The 18550-nt window shown below is 35.7% G+C and carries 21 protein-coding genes; 9 read left to right on the forward strand and 12 right to left on the reverse strand.

Going from position 1 to position 18550, the window contains the following annotated elements:
- The first annotated feature begins 395 nt into the window (after nucleotides 1-395).
- Entirely contained in the window at nucleotides 396-785 is a 390-nt protein-coding gene (locus ACU696_RS11840; RefSeq protein WP_004911500.1) for a nuclear transport factor 2 family protein, read from the forward strand.
- Nucleotides 786-886: 101 nt separating this feature from the next.
- Here the strand turns inward: ACU696_RS11840 and ACU696_RS11845 are convergent, their stop codons facing one another.
- Nucleotides 887-1729, reverse strand: a complete 843-nt coding sequence (locus ACU696_RS11845; protein ID WP_004911498.1) for an MBL fold metallo-hydrolase — start codon at nucleotides 1727-1729, stop codon at nucleotides 887-889.
- Between the two features lie 193 nt (nucleotides 1730-1922).
- Nucleotides 1923-3581: a methyl-accepting chemotaxis protein gene (locus tag ACU696_RS11850; protein ID WP_109912412.1), complete on the reverse strand. Its 1659-nt coding sequence runs from the start codon at nucleotides 3579-3581 to the stop codon at nucleotides 1923-1925.
- A 358-nt stretch (nucleotides 3582-3939) separates the two neighbouring features.
- Here ACU696_RS11850 and ACU696_RS11855 point away from each other — a divergent pair, with 358 nt between their 5' ends.
- The gene (locus ACU696_RS11855) at nucleotides 3940-4278 is read left to right on the forward strand and encodes a GlpM family protein (RefSeq protein WP_209101604.1); all 339 of its coding nucleotides are present in this window, start codon (nucleotides 3940-3942) and stop codon (nucleotides 4276-4278) included.
- Between the two features lie 73 nt (nucleotides 4279-4351).
- On the forward strand, nucleotides 4352-4828 hold the full coding sequence (locus ACU696_RS11860; RefSeq protein WP_004911484.1) for a hypothetical protein: 477 nt from the start codon (nucleotides 4352-4354) through the stop codon (nucleotides 4826-4828).
- A 47-nt stretch (nucleotides 4829-4875) separates the two neighbouring features.
- Here ACU696_RS11860 and ACU696_RS11865 read toward each other — a convergent pair whose 3' ends face one another.
- Together ACU696_RS11865 and ACU696_RS11870 are read right to left on the reverse strand one after the other, a co-directional pair.
- Nucleotides 4876-5658, reverse strand: a complete 783-nt coding sequence (locus ACU696_RS11865; protein ID WP_123381885.1) for a class I SAM-dependent methyltransferase — start codon at nucleotides 5656-5658, stop codon at nucleotides 4876-4878.
- An 84-nt stretch (nucleotides 5659-5742) separates the two neighbouring features.
- The gene (locus ACU696_RS11870) at nucleotides 5743-6234 is read right to left on the reverse strand and encodes an N-acetyltransferase (RefSeq protein ID WP_123381886.1); all 492 of its coding nucleotides are present in this window, start codon (nucleotides 6232-6234) and stop codon (nucleotides 5743-5745) included.
- Nucleotides 6235-6368: 134 nt separating this feature from the next.
- Between ACU696_RS11870 and ACU696_RS11875 the strand changes: the two genes are divergently transcribed.
- Entirely contained in the window at nucleotides 6369-6713 is a 345-nt protein-coding gene (locus ACU696_RS11875) for a DMT family protein (protein WP_109912416.1), read from the forward strand.
- Between the two features lie 45 nt (nucleotides 6714-6758).
- Here the strand turns inward: ACU696_RS11875 and ACU696_RS11880 are convergent, their stop codons facing one another.
- The 3 genes from ACU696_RS11880 to ACU696_RS11890 all read right to left on the reverse strand — a co-directional run bounded on the left by ACU696_RS11880 (nucleotide 6759) and on the right by ACU696_RS11890 (nucleotide 8917).
- The gene (locus ACU696_RS11880) at nucleotides 6759-7910 is read right to left on the reverse strand and encodes a pyridoxal phosphate-dependent aminotransferase (protein ID WP_164528754.1); all 1152 of its coding nucleotides are present in this window, start codon (nucleotides 7908-7910) and stop codon (nucleotides 6759-6761) included.
- A gap of 286 nt (nucleotides 7911-8196) precedes the next feature.
- Nucleotides 8197-8502: a hypothetical protein gene (locus ACU696_RS11885; RefSeq protein ID WP_447343115.1), complete on the reverse strand. Its 306-nt coding sequence runs from the start codon at nucleotides 8500-8502 to the stop codon at nucleotides 8197-8199.
- Between the two features lie 175 nt (nucleotides 8503-8677).
- The gene (locus tag ACU696_RS11890) at nucleotides 8678-8917 is read right to left on the reverse strand and encodes a HEAT repeat domain-containing protein (protein WP_004911467.1); all 240 of its coding nucleotides are present in this window, start codon (nucleotides 8915-8917) and stop codon (nucleotides 8678-8680) included.
- Between the two features lie 284 nt (nucleotides 8918-9201).
- Here ACU696_RS11890 and ACU696_RS11895 point away from each other — a divergent pair, with 284 nt between their 5' ends.
- The gene (locus ACU696_RS11895; protein ID WP_004911465.1) at nucleotides 9202-9579 is read left to right on the forward strand and encodes a hypothetical protein; all 378 of its coding nucleotides are present in this window, start codon (nucleotides 9202-9204) and stop codon (nucleotides 9577-9579) included.
- 57 nt (nucleotides 9580-9636) lie between these two features.
- Here the strand turns inward: ACU696_RS11895 and ACU696_RS11900 are convergent, their stop codons facing one another.
- Together ACU696_RS11900 and ACU696_RS11905 are read right to left on the reverse strand one after the other, a co-directional pair.
- Nucleotides 9637-10008, reverse strand: a complete 372-nt coding sequence (locus tag ACU696_RS11900) for a hypothetical protein (protein ID WP_004911457.1) — start codon at nucleotides 10006-10008, stop codon at nucleotides 9637-9639.
- A gap of 379 nt (nucleotides 10009-10387) precedes the next feature.
- Entirely contained in the window at nucleotides 10388-10636 is a 249-nt protein-coding gene (locus ACU696_RS11905) for a DinI-like family protein (protein ID WP_004253462.1), read from the reverse strand.
- A 582-nt stretch (nucleotides 10637-11218) separates the two neighbouring features.
- Here ACU696_RS11905 and ACU696_RS11910 point away from each other — a divergent pair.
- Nucleotides 11219-12679 carry an alanine/glycine:cation symporter family protein gene (locus tag ACU696_RS11910; RefSeq protein ID WP_004911454.1) on the forward strand — a complete coding sequence of 487 codons (1461 nt, stop codon included), beginning with the start codon at nucleotides 11219-11221 and terminating at the stop codon, nucleotides 12677-12679.
- 187 nt (nucleotides 12680-12866) lie between these two features.
- A complete protein-coding gene (gene yddG / locus ACU696_RS11915) occupies nucleotides 12867-13766 on the forward strand; it encodes an aromatic amino acid DMT transporter YddG (RefSeq protein WP_196719469.1) in 900 nt (299 codons plus the stop codon).
- A 59-nt stretch (nucleotides 13767-13825) separates the two neighbouring features.
- Here the strand turns inward: yddG and yidA are convergent, their stop codons facing one another.
- Nucleotides 13826-14638 (reverse strand): sugar-phosphatase, encoded by an 813-nt coding sequence (yidA, locus tag ACU696_RS11920; RefSeq protein WP_196718345.1) that lies wholly within the window; start codon nucleotides 14636-14638, stop codon nucleotides 13826-13828.
- 225 nt (nucleotides 14639-14863) lie between these two features.
- On the reverse strand, nucleotides 14864-15247 hold the full coding sequence (locus tag ACU696_RS11925; RefSeq protein WP_109912422.1) for a helix-turn-helix domain-containing protein: 384 nt from the start codon (nucleotides 15245-15247) through the stop codon (nucleotides 14864-14866).
- A 333-nt stretch (nucleotides 15248-15580) separates the two neighbouring features.
- Here ACU696_RS11925 and mgrB point away from each other — a divergent pair, with 333 nt between their 5' ends.
- Complete coding sequence (gene mgrB / locus ACU696_RS11930) at nucleotides 15581-15727, forward strand: PhoP/PhoQ regulator MgrB (RefSeq protein WP_004911439.1); 147 nt, start codon at nucleotides 15581-15583, stop codon at nucleotides 15725-15727.
- Between the two features lie 230 nt (nucleotides 15728-15957).
- A complete protein-coding gene (locus tag ACU696_RS11935; RefSeq protein WP_117162299.1) occupies nucleotides 15958-17334 on the forward strand; it encodes an amino acid permease in 1377 nt (458 codons plus the stop codon).
- 77 nt (nucleotides 17335-17411) lie between these two features.
- Here the strand turns inward: ACU696_RS11935 and pagP are convergent, their stop codons facing one another.
- A complete protein-coding gene (pagP, locus tag ACU696_RS11940; protein WP_109912424.1) occupies nucleotides 17412-17987 on the reverse strand; it encodes a lipid IV(A) palmitoyltransferase PagP in 576 nt (191 codons plus the stop codon).
- Between the last annotated feature and the right edge of the window lie 563 nt (nucleotides 17988-18550).

Here is an 18550-nt window from a genome sequence, read left to right on the forward strand (position 1 = left end):
GTATGATGTTAGCAATTAGGAGAGTCGTAAAATGAGGAAAAAGTCACAGGTTATCAATAATGGTTTTTTGGGGGATGAAATTATTTAATAAAAAAAGCCCCTGCATGCAGGGGTATCTAATGGAAATGTATATTTATAGTTATTGTTATAAGGTGTCTATTGCTTAGATAGACCATTAGATAATACCAGTGATTAGTGCTTAATCCAAATCAGAGTAATCATAAAAATGGTAAATTAAGTGGTATTTTGTAGATTAAATTACGGACAAATAAGAAATTATTGAAATATAGTATAAGAATAAAATTAAAAAGATAATAAATTGGTTTTTGACTTGAAATACAAAATAATACTCCCATAACAATGATGAAAGCTGTTTTTATGATAAGGGATAAAATATGACTAACGCGCAGTGGGTAACACAAGCATTAAATGCGGTATTGGGCGAGGATATAGGTTCGTTGTCTGTGGCTAAGCAATATTTTTCAGATAAATATATCCAAGTTGTTGATGGAAAACAAATTAATTTTAATGAGTTTATTGCCCATTTGCAGGTATTGAAAGAAGCCACTGAATCAATCGTTATTACTATAAAATCGATCGCAGAAGGGGATGGCTGTGTTCATACTCAGCATCTGGCAAAAGCGACTAAAAAAGATGGTTCAATAAGTGAATTTGAGGTATTTGCTTGTTTTCAAATAGAAGATGGGAAAATTATCCGTTGCGAAGAAATGACAAGAATGATTAAAGGCAGTAATACGGATGAAGATTTGGGTTCAAGAACATAAATTTTGATTGTTTTTGTAAGGGCTTAATATTACTGGTGTAAGTAAAACCTAATGTAACACTAGGTTTTACTTTATTCTATTTTGTGTTAACTGGTTTTATATTAACTTGAGTAAGTTAACTGTAACCCTGTGCCAACTTCTTGTACGGGCGCAAATTTCGCTAAATGTATTTTGGCGTTAAGATCGGTACAGTGACATGGGTGTATAAATTTTAAATCTTGCTGGCGAAAGTAATTACCTGTTTGTTCTAAAACTTCTTCTGAGGCTTGCTGCAAATGAAACCCGCCTATCACAGTAACAATGTTATTGATGCCAGTTACATGCTTTGCATATTCAGTAATATTGCAAATTCCAGAATGAGAGCAACCCGTTATCACAATTAGGCCTTCCGATGTTTTAATGGCAAGTGCAGAGTCATCAAAGACATAGTCGTCAACGATATTATGGTTGAAGTCGAGGGTAGTACCAATGGGGTCTTTTCCTTCAAAGCTATTGGCTCTAGGAATTTGGCCTAAAAATATAATATTTTCAGAAAGATAATATGGCTTAGTCGTTTCAATACAATGAAAATAAGAAGCTAAAAACTCTTTAGGTGTATTCGCTCCGATGACTTTAGATTGAAATTTTTTTGGAATTAGGGCATCTGGATGGTATATCAGGTGCTTAGCTTCTTGTGTTTCAATGTTACGGCGGTCAAAATGTTGAATTAAGTGACTTAAGCCCCATGTGTGATCGTTGTGGCCGTGAGAAAGAACCAGATCAGTGATCTCAGCAAGGTCAATATTTAAGATATGTGCATTATCAATAAATATATCTGAATAGCCTGTATCGAATAATATTTTTTTATTATCAGCTTCGATATAGTAGCAAACACCGGGTTCACCGCAAAAATAGCTATCAATTAGGGTATTATTATCTACAAGAACAGTAATTTTTATTGTCATCATGAACTCATGTTTAATAGAAGTAATCGTAATCTGTTATATCAGATAAACTGTAAAAAGTTATTAAATGGCGATAAAACATAGTAACAAAAATTGGAGGAATGAGAGGGATATGAGAAAATTATCGGAGGCGACTATCTAAAGCCAACCTCCTAAATAAATTGCGATACAAGATAATACATGTTTAGACAAATTATTTTACTTTTTTCACCTCGTAGTGAATATCACTGTCAACTTCATGGTCACTTTTCGGTTCTGTGTGAAAAATAGAAATAATATCTTCTAATAAATCTGATTGAGACTCTAACGCTTTTAAGGATGATTGCAATTCGCGAGTCATAGCTGCATTCGCTTGTGTGGTGTTATCTAACTCATTAATTGCTAAGTGTATTTGGCTTACCCCATGGGTTTGCTCATTCGAAGCAAGGGCAACACTTTGGATCATTTCATTGATATTAGATGTGTCTTGTGCAATTGAAACGATATTATCATTTGCATCCGCAGCTAATTGGAAACAGTGATTAATTTTATCGTTTGAATTATTAATTAATAGCTTAATTTCTTTGGATGCCTGAGTACAACTAATTGATAATTCGCGTACTTCATTTGCGACAACCGCAAAGCCCTTGCCATGTTCACCCACTCTGGCAGCTTCTACAGCGGCATTCAATGCTAATAAATTAGTTTGAAAAGCAATGTTATCGATGGTGGAGGTGATTTTACTGATTTCTTTGGAAAAATCGACAATATCATCCATGTTTTCTACAACATCAGAAATAAGTTCATTACTTTTATCAATCGTTACACTCGTCTCGGACATCAATTGACACGATTGGTTAGTGTGGGCCGTATTTAATTTAAAAGAGGAATCGAGCTCTTCGACACTGGCTGCTGTTTCAACAATGGCTGCGGCCTGTTGATCTGCTCGAATAGAAAGGTCGTGATTCATTTGAGTGATGTCACCAAGTTCAACTTTTATATGGTGAGTGTTGTCATAAATATTTTTGACGATATCAATCAGTTTACTTTGCATATTAGACACATGCTGTTTAAGTAACTTGATCTCATATAACCCTTTATTATCAAAGCTGTGATATAAAACGCCTTGGCTAACTTTTTCAATACCATCAATAACTTGGTTTAGTGGGCGAATAAAGAAAAGTTGTAGAATAAATCGAATAAATAGAGCTAAGAGGATAACTATTGAGATAGTAATGATTAAACCAATCAAACTTTGTTTATACAGTTGCTCACTTGCAAGAGCAATATCATGATAACTACTATTTAATTGTTGATGATAACTTACGTAGTTTTTCTCAAATGTATCCTGAAATCCTTGAGTCGGCTGGTTTAAAAAGTCATATGTTTTTCCTTGAACTAGAAAGACTGAAAGTTCATTCAATGCAGCATATAACGCTTTATATGATTTTTCTAACTCAGCAAATTTATCGCTATTTTTGTAGAGTGAGGTGGCAGTGAATGCATCCCAATAATTACCTGTTTCTGCCATTTTTTTATGATAAAACTCGATAAGGCTATCTATGTCAGTATTTGAAGTTTTCATCTTATTGATAATCAACAAATGGCGAGAGCTAGCACGATTTAAAGTATTTCGTGCCTGTAATAAAGACTGCCATGTATTATTCAACTGTGTTTGTTCGTTATAGATAGTATCGAGCTTGGTTAATGTTTCTTGATATTGTTTTAAAGAACTAAAGAAAAACCAACAGGTTGAAAGAAGAAGGGCGATAAGCAGGCCTGAAATAAACCAGACTAGGGTTGTTGTCTTAAAACCAGAAAAAGAGAATTTAGCTGAACTAAAATTAATTTTTTTTAAATTACCAGACATCATTGATTATTTCCTTTCATACCATCGAGTAGTATGTTTGTACGCATACTAAGAACGACTTCTAAACATAACGTTATTAACCATGAGCAAATCGAAGCTGTCCGATAGCTAAAAAGTTATATGTAGTCACGCGAAAGCATCAGGCGTAGGGACTAAGTAAATGTATCGGCACTAATTCTGGATACTTTATATTCAACAATTTGACTTAGCTCATAAAATTGAAAGGGATTAGGCAACTTTTACTGATAACGAGGGAATAAGAGGAAATAATTGTTGTAGATTGCTACCTACAAGAGAGTTAATTTACGAGTGATTTGTGATAATAATAGTCAACGTTTAAAATTTGAGCCTAGAGTGCGGTATGCTTTTTTTATTCTTTAAATGCCTTTTAGGTGCTTTAGCCGTATTGATTATTGCACTATTTTCACGTAGTAAAATTTACTATATTGCAGGTTTAGTTCCGTTATTTCCTACATTTGCATTAATTGCTCATGTTATCGTCGTTCAAGAACAAGGAACAGAAGCTCTCAGAAAAACTGCACTGTTTGGGCTCTGGTCTCTCATTCCTTATGCAATGTATTTACTAACGGTATATTTATTAGCAACGAAAATGACCGCTTGGGGAAGTTTAAGTATGGCAACCGCTATTTGGATAATAACAGCGGCAATATTAGTTTATATATGGCAACTCACTCAATAAATAACATAGAGTAAAATAATTAGCTATAAAACATCATAAAACTAAACTCTCTCGATATGCTGACGGCTTAAACATGGTTGGCTATAGTCGCAAAAATTTAAGTATTAACTATAATGATAAGCAATGTTTTCTATTGAGCTGTACCATTAAAATGTTATTAAGAACCCTGGTATTACTGTTAGTTGCTGGCTGTGCGTATATTGCAGGAATTATGACTGAAGTTAAACTTGATGCTGAGTTAGATACTGAAAGCCGAGTGAAAAGTTCTGTCGAAGATTTTCTTGCTTACCCTTCGGCTGCAAATTATAAAAATGTTCAATATTATGTATTGACGAAAAATGAAGAAGGGGATGAAACGGGCTATTATTGCGGTGAAGTCTTTGGTTTTGAAAATGAGTTACCCCATGGCTATAAAAGATTTATCGTTAGGCTTCATAAAAATAGAGCTGGAAAAGTAATGATATCCATTCCTTTTGTAGAAAAAACAGATGATATTATTCCCGCAGAACAATTTGAAGCTGTGTGGGATAGATATTGTAAAAGAAGCTAAATTAATGATAGCTCGTTGAGTTGCTAGCAAAACGAGCGTCACTAATATTAATTTGATTTAACTGCCATCGTCGCTAGGAATGTGGGTAGATAATTGTCAACGACAAAGCGTGGATTAGGTTGCCAGTCCTCTTTAAAGCCTGTGATATGAAAACCTACCTTTATTTGCCCACCAATGAGATCTGTCAGTGAATGACCAAATACAAAAGCTTCTTGCTTTGCCTGCTTTTGTGCTATTTGCTCTGCCGATAAAGTAGATAGTTCGGAGTAAGGCATAGTGTAACTTGGCTTTATTATACCTTGTTCGTCATATTGCTTATCTCGTTCCCCAATAAAAACAACAGGATTAAAAAAACTGGATAACAGTCGTCCATTTGGTTTTAAAACACGGTAGCATTCTTGCCAGACAGGGTTAACATCCGGAATATACAGATTAGAAATAGGATGAAATATAATATCAAATGTTTCATTAGCAAACATGTGTAATGATCGCATGTCACCTTGAACAATCTCTAAGGTTAAATTATCTCTTTCTGCCACCATTTTGTCTTGTTCAAGCTGTTTCTGAGAAAAATCAAAAACAGTCACATTTGCTCCTGCTGCCGCGAGTACCGGAGCTTGCTGCCCCCCCGCAGAAGCTAAGCAAAGAATTTTTTTATCTTTTACATTCCCTAACCAAGTATCATCAACAGGAGTTGGTGTTAAATGAACTTGCCATTTTCCCTGTTTGGCATCATTGATAGTTTTGGAATCAACGGGGGTTGACCAAGCAAGTTGTGATTCAGCTTGTTTATCCCATGCTTTTTGATTTGCACTAATGAAATCTGTCATAAAATGACTCCTGTATACAATAATTTGTCACAGTGTAGCAAAAAATAAGCAAATTAAAATAAAAATGTACCAATTGGTACACAATTAACTCCCTACCATTAGATGATATGTGATGCCATTAAATTCAAAGTTAGTGGCATTGCTCATGCCTATTTTTTGATGCGCCATAAGCGATCTGAGATTGTCTGCATTAATAAAGGCAATAGGCTTTCCTTGGTTGTACGAACAAATTTTATCAAAAAGTGATTTGAGAATATTTCTCCCTCGATAATCACTATCGATACAAACAGGACCATAGAACCAGTTGCCTTGTACAATTTCTGCATGCTGTTTAATGATCAAATGTGCTATAGGGGGTAGGGATGAGGAATTAGGGTCAAAGCTAAATACGACAGCGATAATTTTATTTCCATCTCGAGCTACAACGGGAGTCAGACTTCCTGCAAACATTGCATTGACTTTGGCTTGAGGGTATTCACCGAGTAATCCACCTTGTTGGGATTCAGAATTAGATTGCAATAATTGAGCGACAGCAGGACAATCTGGTTGTGTCATTAATTCATATTTAATATTCATTATTACCTCGTAATGATTGCTAAATACGTTTAAATTTATGATATGAAGCGCAGGGGTATTTATGGGAGCACATTGTCGTGTGTTAATTCTAACCTCATAATATCGGTTATTTATTGTTTGTCTATTGAATCAGCATGTTAACTAAATTTTATCCAGTATTCTTACTTATTATTTCAAATGTATTTATGATGTTTGCTTGGTACGGCCATTTAAAGTTCACAACAAAGCCGTTGTATGTTGTTATTTTCTTTAGCTGGTTAATTGCATTGGTTGAATACTGTTTTGCAGTGCCAGCTAATCGGTTAGGGCATCAGTATTACAGTGCGGCTGAATTAAAAACAATGCAAGAGGTGATAACACTCTGTGTTTTTGTTCTTTTTTCGGTATTATATTTAGGTGAAAATTTTACCATTAACCATTTAATTGGTTTTATTTTTATTTTTGCAGGCGCCTTTTTTATCTTTAAGGGGCCATTTTAATGTAAAAAGAGCAGCTTGAACTGCTCTTTTTGGAGAGAACTTAATTTATACCCATCCTTTTTCATGAAACTGCTTTAATATCACAACAAATTGCTGCATTTCTTCGGGGGTTCCTAGTGTGAGTCTATTCCAGCCAATGGCAGGTGGGAATTCACGGCCAACCATAACATGAGCTTCAGCCATACGTTGTTGATAGGTTTTTACGTCACCTTTAACTTTATGGAAAATAAAATTAGCCTGTGATGGGGCATATTCTAACCCAATCTCATTTAATGCTTTTTCTACGATTTTTCTCGAAATATTGTTAGATTTTAGGCTGTATTCAATAAATGATTTATCCTTTAGAGACGCTATTGCAGCGACTGCTCCCGCTGTATTGGTATTATCAATAGATAAAAATTCGTCTACAGCAGCAATAATTTCGGGGGTCGCAACACCATAGCCAACTCTTAAACCTGCTAAGGCGAAAATTTTTGAGAAAGTACGTGTGACAATCAGGTTATTTTGGCCTTTTTTGACTAATTGAATAGCACTCGTAAAATTTGGGTCTTCAACAAACTCGGCGTAAGCTTCATCAACGATAAAAAATGTGTTGTCAGACTCTTTACTCATCCATTTAACCAACTGGCTATAAGGCGTGATCATTGCTGTCGGGTTATTCGGGTTACAAATATAGACCATTGATAAACCGTCAAAATCATTAGCAGCTTTTTCCATTCCTTCTAGATCAAATGATAAATCAGTTTTTAAAGGAATTTTGGTTATCTTAATACTTAATGGCAGAGAATAAAGTTCTGCATAATTGAACGTTGGATCAGGGGTGACTAGTTGAATTTTTTTACCGAGTTTGTTTGCTTTATTTGCCAACATAGCGACAACAGCTTGAATCGTTTCAGATGATCCATTACCCATACTAATGTGCTTATTAGATAAACTGTAGAGCTCACCAATATTATGCTGTAATTCAGCACGAGCGTCATCCGGATAACGAAATGCATTAGGTAACGCTTTGATAATGGCCTCTTTTGCACTCGGTGACATCCCTAATGAATTTTCATTAAAATTCAGCAAGAGAGGTTGTTTTTCACTTGGTATATTTATGTTGTTTGTTTGCGCAATGGCTTGATTAAAAAGTGAGTTAAGTGCAATTCCACCTGCAACTAGTGATGTGGATTTAAGAAACGAACGGCGATCCATAGTTATTCCCTGAAATTATTATCTTTGAAAGTATTAGATTACTCAAAATAGTTCCAAAGTAAATAATTATTTACTTTTTATGATTACTTATTCATCTGGTTAGTTTCTGAACTATTGCAAATTTATCTACGGTAAATAAGAAAAGAAACATGTCATGCCAAGATAGCAAAGTAAGGGGGATCAATTATGGGGGGGTATAACCATTGAAGTCATATAAACAAAAAAGGGTAGTTTATTCTACCCTTGGTAAAAATTATTGGCCTTGTACTGGAAAGTTAGGTGTAATTTATACAACCGCAACTTTAACCATATATTGTTTACCATTTTCTCCTTTAGGAGCATCTGCAGCAATTTTTTTCAGTGTTTCATCTGGTTGAGTAGTTTGAATTGATGTTGAATACTGCATCATACCACGGTGACGATTTGCATGATTAGAGTGGCGGTAATTATCGCAAGGCCTATCATTATATTGCTGTTGGTTTTGGTACCCTCCGCGGTGCCATGAACCATTACCATCTCCTGGGTAAGCGAATGTTGAAAAGCTAATCGCGATTAAACTTGCACTGAGAATTAATGGTTTTAATATATTCATGTTATATCTCCTTTAGATATTTATTGATTATTATTCTGCCATTGGAATTAATTAATTCAATTGAATTTACTTATCTAAATGAATAAACCATAATTCAGTCATGTTTCTTCCTTTATTTTCTCATAATGCAAATCATTTGTTAAATAAATGAATTTTACGTTAAATCGTTATTTTTTTAATTGGTTTTGTTTTGTTGGGTTTCATGGAAGAATTTAGCTAGTTTGCTAATTGATACAATTGATGCTACAGCAATATCTTTATTATAATCCTCACATAAAGCTAATAGTCTATCGATAGCATCTTCTTGTTCAATAGAACAAATATAATCGCCTAATGCATTTATCGCCGCTATTTTAACATCATTGTTGGTACCATGAGTTAGGCTAACAAGGTTTTTAACGATTTTTTCTTTCATAAAAATATATTAAATCAGTCAGGTAGTATATAGGCCAGTATAAAACTAAATAAATAAATAAAAAATGTTTTTTTTATTAATGTTAATTTAATAGATATAGATTGAATCAATAATAATAGGAAGGACATTGGTTATGTTTTCAATTTAAAAACTAATTTTTATAAAGTAGTGTCAACTGGTTAGGACAAACGTAAATGCGTAAGGCAAAAGCTCAAATTGTTTACTCAAATTGATATAATACATTTATACTAGGTTAAGTTATCATAAAGTAGAAAGGTGATGCGTTGAAACGTATAAAAACAAAATTATTAATTGTATTGCTATTGGCTTTAGGCGTATTTGCATACCATTCTTATACCAGTATTGGTGACTCAGATGTTAAAAATGAAGCGCAAAGCATGGTGGAAAAAAAGCTAGGAAATGCATCAGTAATTGAGTTCAGTGATGTGGATATAGTGCAAAAAAGCGAGTTTAAGGAAGGAGAGAGTTATCGGGTTTGCGGCTTATACCGCTTATCGAGCCAAGATAGCTCGCTACCATTTGTTGCAAATGTCAGCATTAAAGAAGGGCGTTTCTCTGAGCATGGGCAATTGATTATTAGTGAAACACCTGAATTACAATTCTCGATTGAACAGTTGTGTGTTAAAAAAACAACCAATTAATAAAAAAGCGCTCAAATTTTAGTTTGAGCGCTTTTTCTTTTTTTAAAAATTAAATGATTAAGATTTATTCAAAAGTAGTTCAGTTTGGATCTTACAAGCTGAAATGGAGTCATTTAATGATTTATTGAAGTCAGCTTCATTAGCAAACTTAGATTTATTGCTACGTACGGTGTCAATCGCTGATGTTAGATTTTCGCGGAGGTCTGACTCTACAGTGGCTAATTGCTTGAGGTCGACATTTTCACTTTTCAATTTAGCAATGGTTGATTGGGTTAATTCACTGCTAGTTTTGTCAGTGCTGTATGCTTCACTTAGTGCTTGACCAGTGATCTCACAATAATCTTTGGCTATTTCACTAATATTTAATGGGGCATTATCAGCCATAACAAGGGCTGGAGCCAGGCAAAAAGCCAGTAACAAACGCTTCATAGTCATACCTCTATTTTGCACACAATGAATAATAACTCTATCTGGTACTAGAAAAATACTATAGCAGATTAGGCCTAAAATGGGGGATGAAGAAGAGGGTTTTAGCATGATTTCATAAAAAAGAGCCAGTATAAATACTGGCCGCTATAATTAGCAAAAGCAATGTAAATGAAAATTACGTTATATACAGTATCATATAACGATGTGAGGTAAAGCGATTTTAACTTGTTTTGGTGAAAGTTAAGATTAAGTATGATCTTGATCAGAGTTTGAACCCATATTAGAGGCGTGTTATCGAAATATGGGAGAAATAAAAAATAACCAGCTAGAGGTCAGGTAGACTCATAGCTGGTTTTGTTCATGTAACCTAACACGGAGATTACTGTTTTAACCAATGGCCATGTTTTAAGACATCTTCGACAAGTTCATGTAAGACAATATGGGCTTCGTTATCATCATGGAAGCCTTTAGTTTGAAAGGTTGTTGGGCCATTATCATGAGTAATCAAAAGATAGCTGCCAGGGTAAACTTCTAAAACACGTGCTTTCAACTCAGCAATGAAGGATTCATATGATTTTTCAGGGAGCTGAGAAAGTGGGTCATCAGATAACTTGATATTAATTTCCATACGTTAACCTCTTGTCTATAAAATTTAATTAGGCTCAGTTTATTGTTAAGTGAAAGTATAAGCAACTATCTAATTGTGACGATTGTAACGTGATGGGCTTTTTGATTATAAATTAACCTCATTTATTGATTAGATATTCCAAATAATATATGAATTAAGCAAAATAAATATTACAAATATTTTTGTTAAGAAATAAGTTAATTAAGATTGAAGTGATAAAATGAATAATGGTTTTTTATTTATTTAAGTAACTTTTTGGTTAAAATAAATACTGAAAATCAATCATTTGATTTATTTCTTACTTAATCATAAAGAATTTTTTCTTGGTTAGGTTTTTCAAGGTGTTATATGTGTTTATTTGTGAGTATCTAACTTGTTTTAATTAAAATACAATGTAGTTAACGATTGATGAAACGGAAATTAATTTACATTAAAGAGAAAAAAATATAATTTCTGATAATCATATTAAGATGATTTGGCTTTTGTAGGCTAAACTCCTTTTTCTGGAGTTATGTTTTAAATGTGAGGATTTGATTTTCGATTAATACATTATTAATCGTTCTAATAAAAAAGGAGTGTAATTTGATAGAATTTATAAACTCACTAACTAATATTATTTGGGGTTCGTTACTTATTTATTTATTACTGGGAGCAGGCCTGTATTTTACGCTTCGATCAGGGTTTATTCAAATTAGGCATTTTGGCCATATGTTTAGTGTCTTAAAAAACAGTAAACAATCTGATAGCGCAGGTATTTCATCTTTTCAGGCACTATGTACAAGTTTAGCCGCTAGGGTCGGTACAGGAAACTTAACCGGGGTCGCAATTGCGCTAACAGCTGGCGGACCGGGTGCTATTTTTTGGATGTGGGTCGTTGCTATACTCGGGATGGCAACGTCTTTTGTGGAGTGTACTTTAGCACAGTTATACAAAACCAAAGATGATAAAGGAAATTATCGCGGTGGGCCTTCATATTATATGCAAAAAGGCTTAAACCAACGATGGATGGGCGTGTTATTTTCAATTTTCCTCATTATTGCCTTTGGTTTGGTATTTAATGCAGTACAAGCTAATTCTATCGCTCAAGCAACCGCAGTCGCCTTTGATTTCAATCCAATTTATGTTGGCATTGGCTTAGTTTTATTAAGTGGAATTATTATTTTTGGTGGATTGAAATCCATTGCGAGGGTTGCTGAATTAGTTGTTCCTGTTATGGCGTTAGCCTATTTGTTATTGGCATTTTGGGTTGTTGGGCACCATATTGAACGATTACCTGAAGTTTTTATGCTGATAATCCGAAATGCATTTGGTTTGCAAGAGGCAGCGGGTGGTGCTGTTGGTTATGGTGTTGCTCAGGCTATGACACAAGGTATTCAGCGAGGGCTATTCTCTAACGAGGCCGGGATGGGGTCAGCACCGAATGCAGCGGCATCTGCAGCGCCTTATCCACCTCATCCTGCATCTCAAGGATATGTGCAGATGCTTGGTGTTTTTATGGATACCATTGTTATTTGTAGTGCGACCGCAATTATTATTTTGTCATCTGGTGTTCTAGAAAGTGGGATGGATAACATTAATGGCATTGAATTGACACAACTTGCGCTATCTTCTGCCGTTGGTAGCTGGGGAAGTACCTTTATTGCGATTGCTATCTTCTTTTTTGCGTTTACATCAATCATTGCTAACTATGCATACGCTGAAAGCAATATGATTTTTCTAGAAAATAACCACACAGCGGGTTTATTTATTTTCCGTTTAGCTGCCTTAGGTATGGTGATGTTTGGCGCACTTGCTGAAATGCCATTTATTTGGAAACTTGCTGATTTATCCATGGGGTTAATGGCAATAACAAATCTAATCGCGATCCTTTTATTATCGGGTATCGCTTTCAAACTCGCTAAAGATTATAACCAGCAATTGGTTGCAGGTAAAATACCGACTTTTGATATTAATCAGCACCCTGAATTAAAGAAACAGTTTGAGGAGGGGATATGGGAAAAAGAAGAAGTCGATAAGTGGGTTGAGAAAGAAACATCTCGCTAATATAAAAAACGTAAAGCATAAAATTCTTAGGTGAAAGCCTGAGAATTTTTTTATGAAATATTATCAAGGTTTAATAAGAATAAATGTTTGTTTTATAATTCTTTGAGCTATAAGGTTTTTTAAGATGATAAAATAAATGTATTATCACAATATATATCATTTTCTAATTTAAATAGCCGAGAGAGTTATGAAATTGAATCAGTACGCCGCAACGCTGTATGGAGTTATTTCAATCTTGTTGTGGAGCACAATGGTAGGACTGATCCGCAGTGTAAGTGAAAATTTTGGGCCTGTCGGTGGTGCAGCATTAGTTTATACAGTCGGTTCCCTTGTGTTAGTACTTGCCATGGGGGTGCCTAAAATAACGAAGTATCCCAAACGCTACTTGCTTTGGGGAACGGCACTGTTTGTTAGCTATGAAATCTGTTTTGTATTAGCGTTAGGCTTAGCCAATAGCCGGCAGCAAGCTATTGAACTTGGTATGGTGAATTATTTGTGGCCAAGTTTTACTATCGCACTGGCTGTATTTTTTAACCGTCAACGTTTCACTTTATTATTGGGATTAGGTTTAGTTTTAGCATTTATGGGGTTGATCTGGGTAATTTCAGGAAATCAACCATTGTCGGTGCAAAGTATTTGGGCAAATATTCAAAGTAATCCACTGTGTTATTTTTTAGCCTTTATTGGGGCTATTGTTTGGTCGTTTTACAGCAATGTCACTAAGCGTATTTCTGGAGGTCACAATGGTATGGTACTATTCTTTATCATGACCTCTATTGGGTTATGGATATTGTATTTTTTCAGTACTCCAACACCGTTTATTATCAATAAAGAAAGCCTGTTATTATTAGTGGTGGCCTCAATTGCGACTGGCGGTGCGAATGCATTATGGACATTTGCGGTTATCAAGGGCAATGTGGCTTTTTTAGGGACACTCTCTTATTTTACCCCAGTTATATCAACTGCATTCGCGTCTATGTTATTAAGCACGGCATTAACGTTAAGTTTTTGGCAAGGTGTGTTAATGGTGACAATGGGGTCGGTGATTTGCTTTTTAGCGACGAGGCAAAAACCAATACGCGGTTAAAAGGTGCAGCGCGTCCCAGATAAGCGCTGCAACAGAAACTGAAGTGAATTTTTGCGGGCTTATACATTAATAAATTTATTAATGGCGACGGCAACGCCATCTTCATCATTAGTTGTGGTCACAAATTTAACCATTTGGCGAATTGGCTCTAAAGCATTGCCCATTGCGACAGAAACACTGGCGTATTGTAGCATTTGGATATCATTATTTTGGTCACCAATACTCATGACTTTGTCAGGTGTAATACCCAGTTTTTCACAGATACATTGCAATGCCGCGCCTTTACTTGAGGTTTTATTTGATACCTCTAGGAAATACGGGCTTGTTCGGGTTAAAGCGTAATTATCGAAGACATTCTCTGGAAGATAACTGATACCAATATCTAATTTCTCTGGATGGTCAATCATCATAAATTTAGTAAATTCCAAAGAAGAGTCCATTTCATTAACGGGGCAATAGATAAGCGGAGTGTGAGTTAAATAAGCATCTGCAACTGTATAGTGACTAATATGGCGGTTTGCCGTGAACATGCTGTTATCCGCAAGAGCATGCATGTGAACCCCGACATTTCTAGCCAGTTCCTCAAAATATTGGAAGTCAGCGAAATCTAACAAATTCTCTGCCAGATGACTGCCATCATTGGCTTGGTGAATGACACTACCATTATTACTAATACAATAGTTATCTGCGGTATTTAAATCTAGTTCCCGTAGGTAAGGGGAGATCCCCGAAAATGGCCTACCTGAGGCTAAAATAATATGTACACCTTTTTGTTTGGCTTGAGTGACAGCCTCTTTTACTGCGGGAGATATTTGGTGTTGGGAGTTAAGTAATGTGCCATCTAAATCAATGGCGACCAGTTTGATTGACATCCAATGCCTCCTAAAATGCGTGCTTTCTGCCAATACCTTACTCCAATTATTCAGAATGTAAATTATACAAATAGTTATAATTTTATTCACAATAGAATAATGGGTGTTTGATTTGAAATTGAACAGAATACAAGGCAGGAACTCTGTTCAATAGTCGAAGCTTGAAATGACAATGTTTTATAGCATTAGCATGTGAATCAATAGATTAATGCGGCTAAAATATTCTCACTCATAATTATGAATCAAATGAAGCGGTTGCTTCACATCTAATTGAATTTGGTCATTCTGTCTAAAATCAAATGGCGTAATGCCATATTCTTTACGGAACATATAGGTAAAGTGGGATTGTGACCCAAAACCAAAATCCAGAGCGATATCGAAAATAGACTTACTGCTATTGCGCAGTAAGTTAACCGCACCAGCAAGACGGCGTTGACGGATATATTTACCCAGTGAAATCCCTGTGACTTCTTTAAAGATTTTTTGCATATGCCAAAGTGAATAGCCTGAATAAGCCGCGAGCTCTTCTAAGTGGATCACGCGCCCTAAGTGTTCTTCTATCCATTTACTCAAAGCATAAACAAGTGCTAAGTGGTTATCTTGTGGCATCTCAAATGTTTTCTAGTTTTACGGTAGCAGAAGTATACACAACTTCATTTCATGATGACAAAGGCTGCTTGTGCGGTATTTCCCATTTTTAGGGTAAAAAAAGCACAATCAGAATAAGTTACTGGCCAATAGCACCTAAAATGAGCGGAATTTTTGTAAAAAGAGGTTAATTGCATATTTTCCTCAAATTTGACGCTCTAAATTAGAGTACCATTTATTCTATAAACGCATTACGTGCAATGCCATAAATGATATCTATCATAAAATGGCAGTACCTTAATATTGTAATCATTTGAAAAATAAAATCATCATAGAAATATGAAGGAATTGTCGGTGTTTGGTCGTAAATTAATTATTGCTGTAAGTGCTGTTTTAGCGTGTCTTTTTTTCTATCTCTTAGCGATGGACAACCTGTGTGATCAGGGAGGAGAAAACTTTATTTTTGGTATTTGTCGTGTAACTGACTTGTTACCATTTTGAATTTGCTTTTTAATGCACAATCCATGATATTGAGTTGGGGTAGCTATCCCGCTGTATCATTTTGTTATGTGATGAAAAAAAATAACTAATAGCACCTGCTTTTGGGCCGTAAGATATGGTAAAAACAGCGCCAGAAGAATGTAGTGTTAATAAGAAAATTCAAATAAACTTGTGTCATTATCATTATTTTGGACGATAAAAAGCAAGTAAGAGGACGAAAGGGTAAAGTTATGGCGCAACAGCAACAGACGCTAAAGCGGGGATTAAAAAACAGGCATATCCAATTGATTGCTTTGGGAGGCGCTGTTGGTACAGGGTTATTCCTTGGAATAGCAACAACCATACAAATGGCAGGGCCATCGGTTTTACTTGGCTACGCACTGTGTGGGTTTATTGCTTTTCTTATTATGCGCCAGTTGGGAGAAATGATTGTTCAGGAACCTGTCGCGGGTTCGTTTAGTCATTTTGCATTTAAGTATTGGGGTGGCTTTGCGGGTTTTCTCTCAGGGTGGAACTACTGGGTCATGTTTATCCTTGTTGGGATGACGGAACTCACCGCCGCAGGTAAATATATGCAACATTGGTGGCCTGAACTCCCGATATGGGTTTCTGCCGCGGTGTTTTTTATTGCTGTGAATGCGGTTAACTTGGTCAATGTGCGCTCTTATGGGGAAACGGAATTCTGGTTTGCATTAATCAAAGTCATTGCAGTGGTTGCTATGATTATTTTTGGTTGCTACTTACTGCTCAGCGGTCATGGCGGCCCACAAGCGAAAGTCAGTAACTTATGGGAATATGGTGGTTTCTTTGCTAATGGCTTTAATGGGCTAATAATGGCTTTGGCAATTATTATGTTTTCATTTGGGGGATTAGAGCTTGTCGGTATTACCGCCGCAGAGGCAGAAGACCCAGATAAAAGCATTCCAAAGGCGATTAACCAAGTTGTATACCGTATCTTAATTTTTTATATTGGCTCGTTAGCGGTATTACTCGCATTATATCCTTGGGTTGACCTTGATGGCAAAACAAGCCCATTTGTATTAATTTTCCATGAATTAGGGGACTTACTGGTTGCTAATTCATTGAATGTTGTCATTCTAATCGCTGCGTTGTCGGTGTATAACAGTGGGGCTTACGCGACAAGCCGTATGTTATATGGCTTGGCACAACAAAGTAACGCACCTAAATTTCTTGCGAAAGTGAATAAAGGTGGCGTTCCCGTCATGGCTTTATTGGTTTCAGGTATTGCGACTTCTGGCGGGATTTTAATTAACTTTGTGATGGAAGGTAAAGCTTTCGAATTGTTAATGTCATTGGTCGTGACAACGTTAGTTCTAAACTGGATTATGATTTGTGTGTCAAATTTGAAGTTCAGAGCAGCAATGAACAAACAAGGTGTTGAAACGAAATTTAAAAGCATTTGGTATCCATTTGGGAACTATCTGTGCTTAGCATTTTTACTGCTGATTTTAGGGATCATCCTAACAATGGACGGTTTGCGCATTTCAGTATTAATTATGCCATTATGGATAGCAGTTCTATGGGTTGGATACCAATTCTCAGGGGCTAAAAAACAAGACTTAGCCAAAAGCCAACAATTCAGTTAGATTTGGTTTTTTCTTATAATAAAAAGACCGGTGGGAATACCCGACCGGTCTTTTTATACTGCGATGAAGTCGTTAGGTCACCATTGCCAACGTAGCCAAGCAAATAATACGTTACCGTTATTATAAGTCCCTGGAATATAAGTGGCTTGCAGCGAAAGCTTGTCATATTCCACTGATACTAGCGGGAGCGGTGCTGGGATTGGAATATAGTACATATCCCTACGGGCAGTGACACTCAGAGTGAAACCTGCTCCCATGCGAAAACCATCAATGTCCCCTGGGATCCACATTTTTTGGAATGCATAACCACCAATTGGCTCCCAATCATTATGTGAATCTTTAAATGCCATTGCATAGATAGCATGCCAGTCATTGTCTTCATCATAACGATATTTACCAAGGCCAAAACCCCAAGGTCGCTCGTTATACTCATCCGTTTTTTTCTTGTCGTACATTGCACGGTTGTGCCAAGTCACCGCTGGAACATATAACTCATATTTGTCAGAGTCCCATGTGGTACTGACATTATTTTTAAATTTATCCCATAAATTTGCCGATTGTTCTTGCGCAACGGCAGGCGATGATATGCAGATTGAGGCGCTCATGAGTAGCGAAGCACCTACAGCCAACTGTATGTTTTTATAAACTCTCATTGTAAATCCAGTTCTGTATCGCAGATATAAAAATGATGATTAGCTCGCTAATGATTATCAGATTAGCATTATTATTATAATTTTGAGCTCAATTATTTTAATTAAGATGTACAGAATATAACAGTATTAATTACATAGTTAAGGATAATAACTCGCTGGTCATATTAGAACTGTTTAATTTTGCCTATTTTTAAGGGGGATAACCGACAGTAGAAAGGGATATTAGCTGATCAAATTGGTTATTGAATAGGTTAATTCTCCTAAAAACCAATAATTGACAGAATACTCCATTTTTAAATTAGATAATGTGATTACTTGATGAAAATAAATGAGCTGAATTGAGTTAAAAAAGATAAGAAAAACCAATGTATCACTCATTATAGCTGTGGCTAACTTTCTGTAATAAAGAGATATTTCGTATTATTTAGGTGATAACGACTAGTAATGTTGATAGAGCAGACATTTATGAAAAATAGCGTGCAAACAAATCCAAAAAGTATGATGCACGTCAAATAATGACTTGTCTCAATGGGATGAAATGGAGGACATAGGCGGCGGTTATA

The sequence above is a fragment of the Providencia sp. PROV_01 genome (assembly GCF_053098325.1).

Excerpts from the sequence above, each read along its gene's own strand:
- ACU696_RS11855 (WP_209101604.1), top strand. The coding sequence starts at position 3,940 with ATGCTTTTTTTATTCTTTAAATGCCTTTTAGGTGCTTTAGCCGTATTG.
- ACU696_RS11840 (WP_004911500.1), top strand. The coding sequence starts at position 396 with ATGACTAACGCGCAGTGGGTAACACAAGCATTAAATGCGGTATTGGGC.
- ACU696_RS11890 (WP_004911467.1), bottom strand. The coding sequence starts at position 8,917 with ATGAAAGAAAAAATCGTTAAAAACCTTGTTAGCCTAACTCATGGTACC.
- yidA (WP_196718345.1), bottom strand. The coding sequence starts at position 14,638 with ATGTCAATCAAACTGGTCGCCATTGATTTAGATGGCACATTACTTAAC.
- ACU696_RS11880 (WP_164528754.1), bottom strand. The coding sequence starts at position 7,910 with ATGGATCGCCGTTCGTTTCTTAAATCCACATCACTAGTTGCAGGTGGA.
- ACU696_RS11935 (WP_117162299.1), top strand. The coding sequence starts at position 15,958 with ATGGCGCAACAGCAACAGACGCTAAAGCGGGGATTAAAAAACAGGCAT.
- ACU696_RS11905 (WP_004253462.1), bottom strand. The coding sequence starts at position 10,636 with ATGGAAATTAATATCAAGTTATCTGATGACCCACTTTCTCAGCTCCCT.
- ACU696_RS11870 (WP_123381886.1), bottom strand. The coding sequence starts at position 6,234 with ATGAATATTAAATATGAATTAATGACACAACCAGATTGTCCTGCTGTC.
- ACU696_RS11885 (WP_447343115.1), bottom strand. The coding sequence starts at position 8,502 with ATGAATATATTAAAACCATTAATTCTCAGTGCAAGTTTAATCGCGATT.
- yddG (WP_196719469.1), top strand. The coding sequence starts at position 12,867 with ATGAAATTGAATCAGTACGCCGCAACGCTGTATGGAGTTATTTCAATC.
- pagP (WP_109912424.1), bottom strand. The coding sequence starts at position 17,987 with ATGAGAGTTTATAAAAACATACAGTTGGCTGTAGGTGCTTCGCTACTC.
- ACU696_RS11925 (WP_109912422.1), bottom strand. The coding sequence starts at position 15,247 with ATGCCACAAGATAACCACTTAGCACTTGTTTATGCTTTGAGTAAATGG.
- ACU696_RS11845 (WP_004911498.1), bottom strand. The coding sequence starts at position 1,729 with ATGACAATAAAAATTACTGTTCTTGTAGATAATAATACCCTAATTGAT.
- ACU696_RS11865 (WP_123381885.1), bottom strand. The coding sequence starts at position 5,658 with ATGACAGATTTCATTAGTGCAAATCAAAAAGCATGGGATAAACAAGCT.
- ACU696_RS11900 (WP_004911457.1), bottom strand. The coding sequence starts at position 10,008 with ATGAAGCGTTTGTTACTGGCTTTTTGCCTGGCTCCAGCCCTTGTTATG.
- ACU696_RS11860 (WP_004911484.1), top strand. The coding sequence starts at position 4,352 with ATGGTTGGCTATAGTCGCAAAAATTTAAGTATTAACTATAATGATAAG.
- ACU696_RS11850 (WP_109912412.1), bottom strand. The coding sequence starts at position 3,581 with ATGATGTCTGGTAATTTAAAAAAAATTAATTTTAGTTCAGCTAAATTC.
- ACU696_RS11875 (WP_109912416.1), top strand. The coding sequence starts at position 6,369 with ATGTTAACTAAATTTTATCCAGTATTCTTACTTATTATTTCAAATGTA.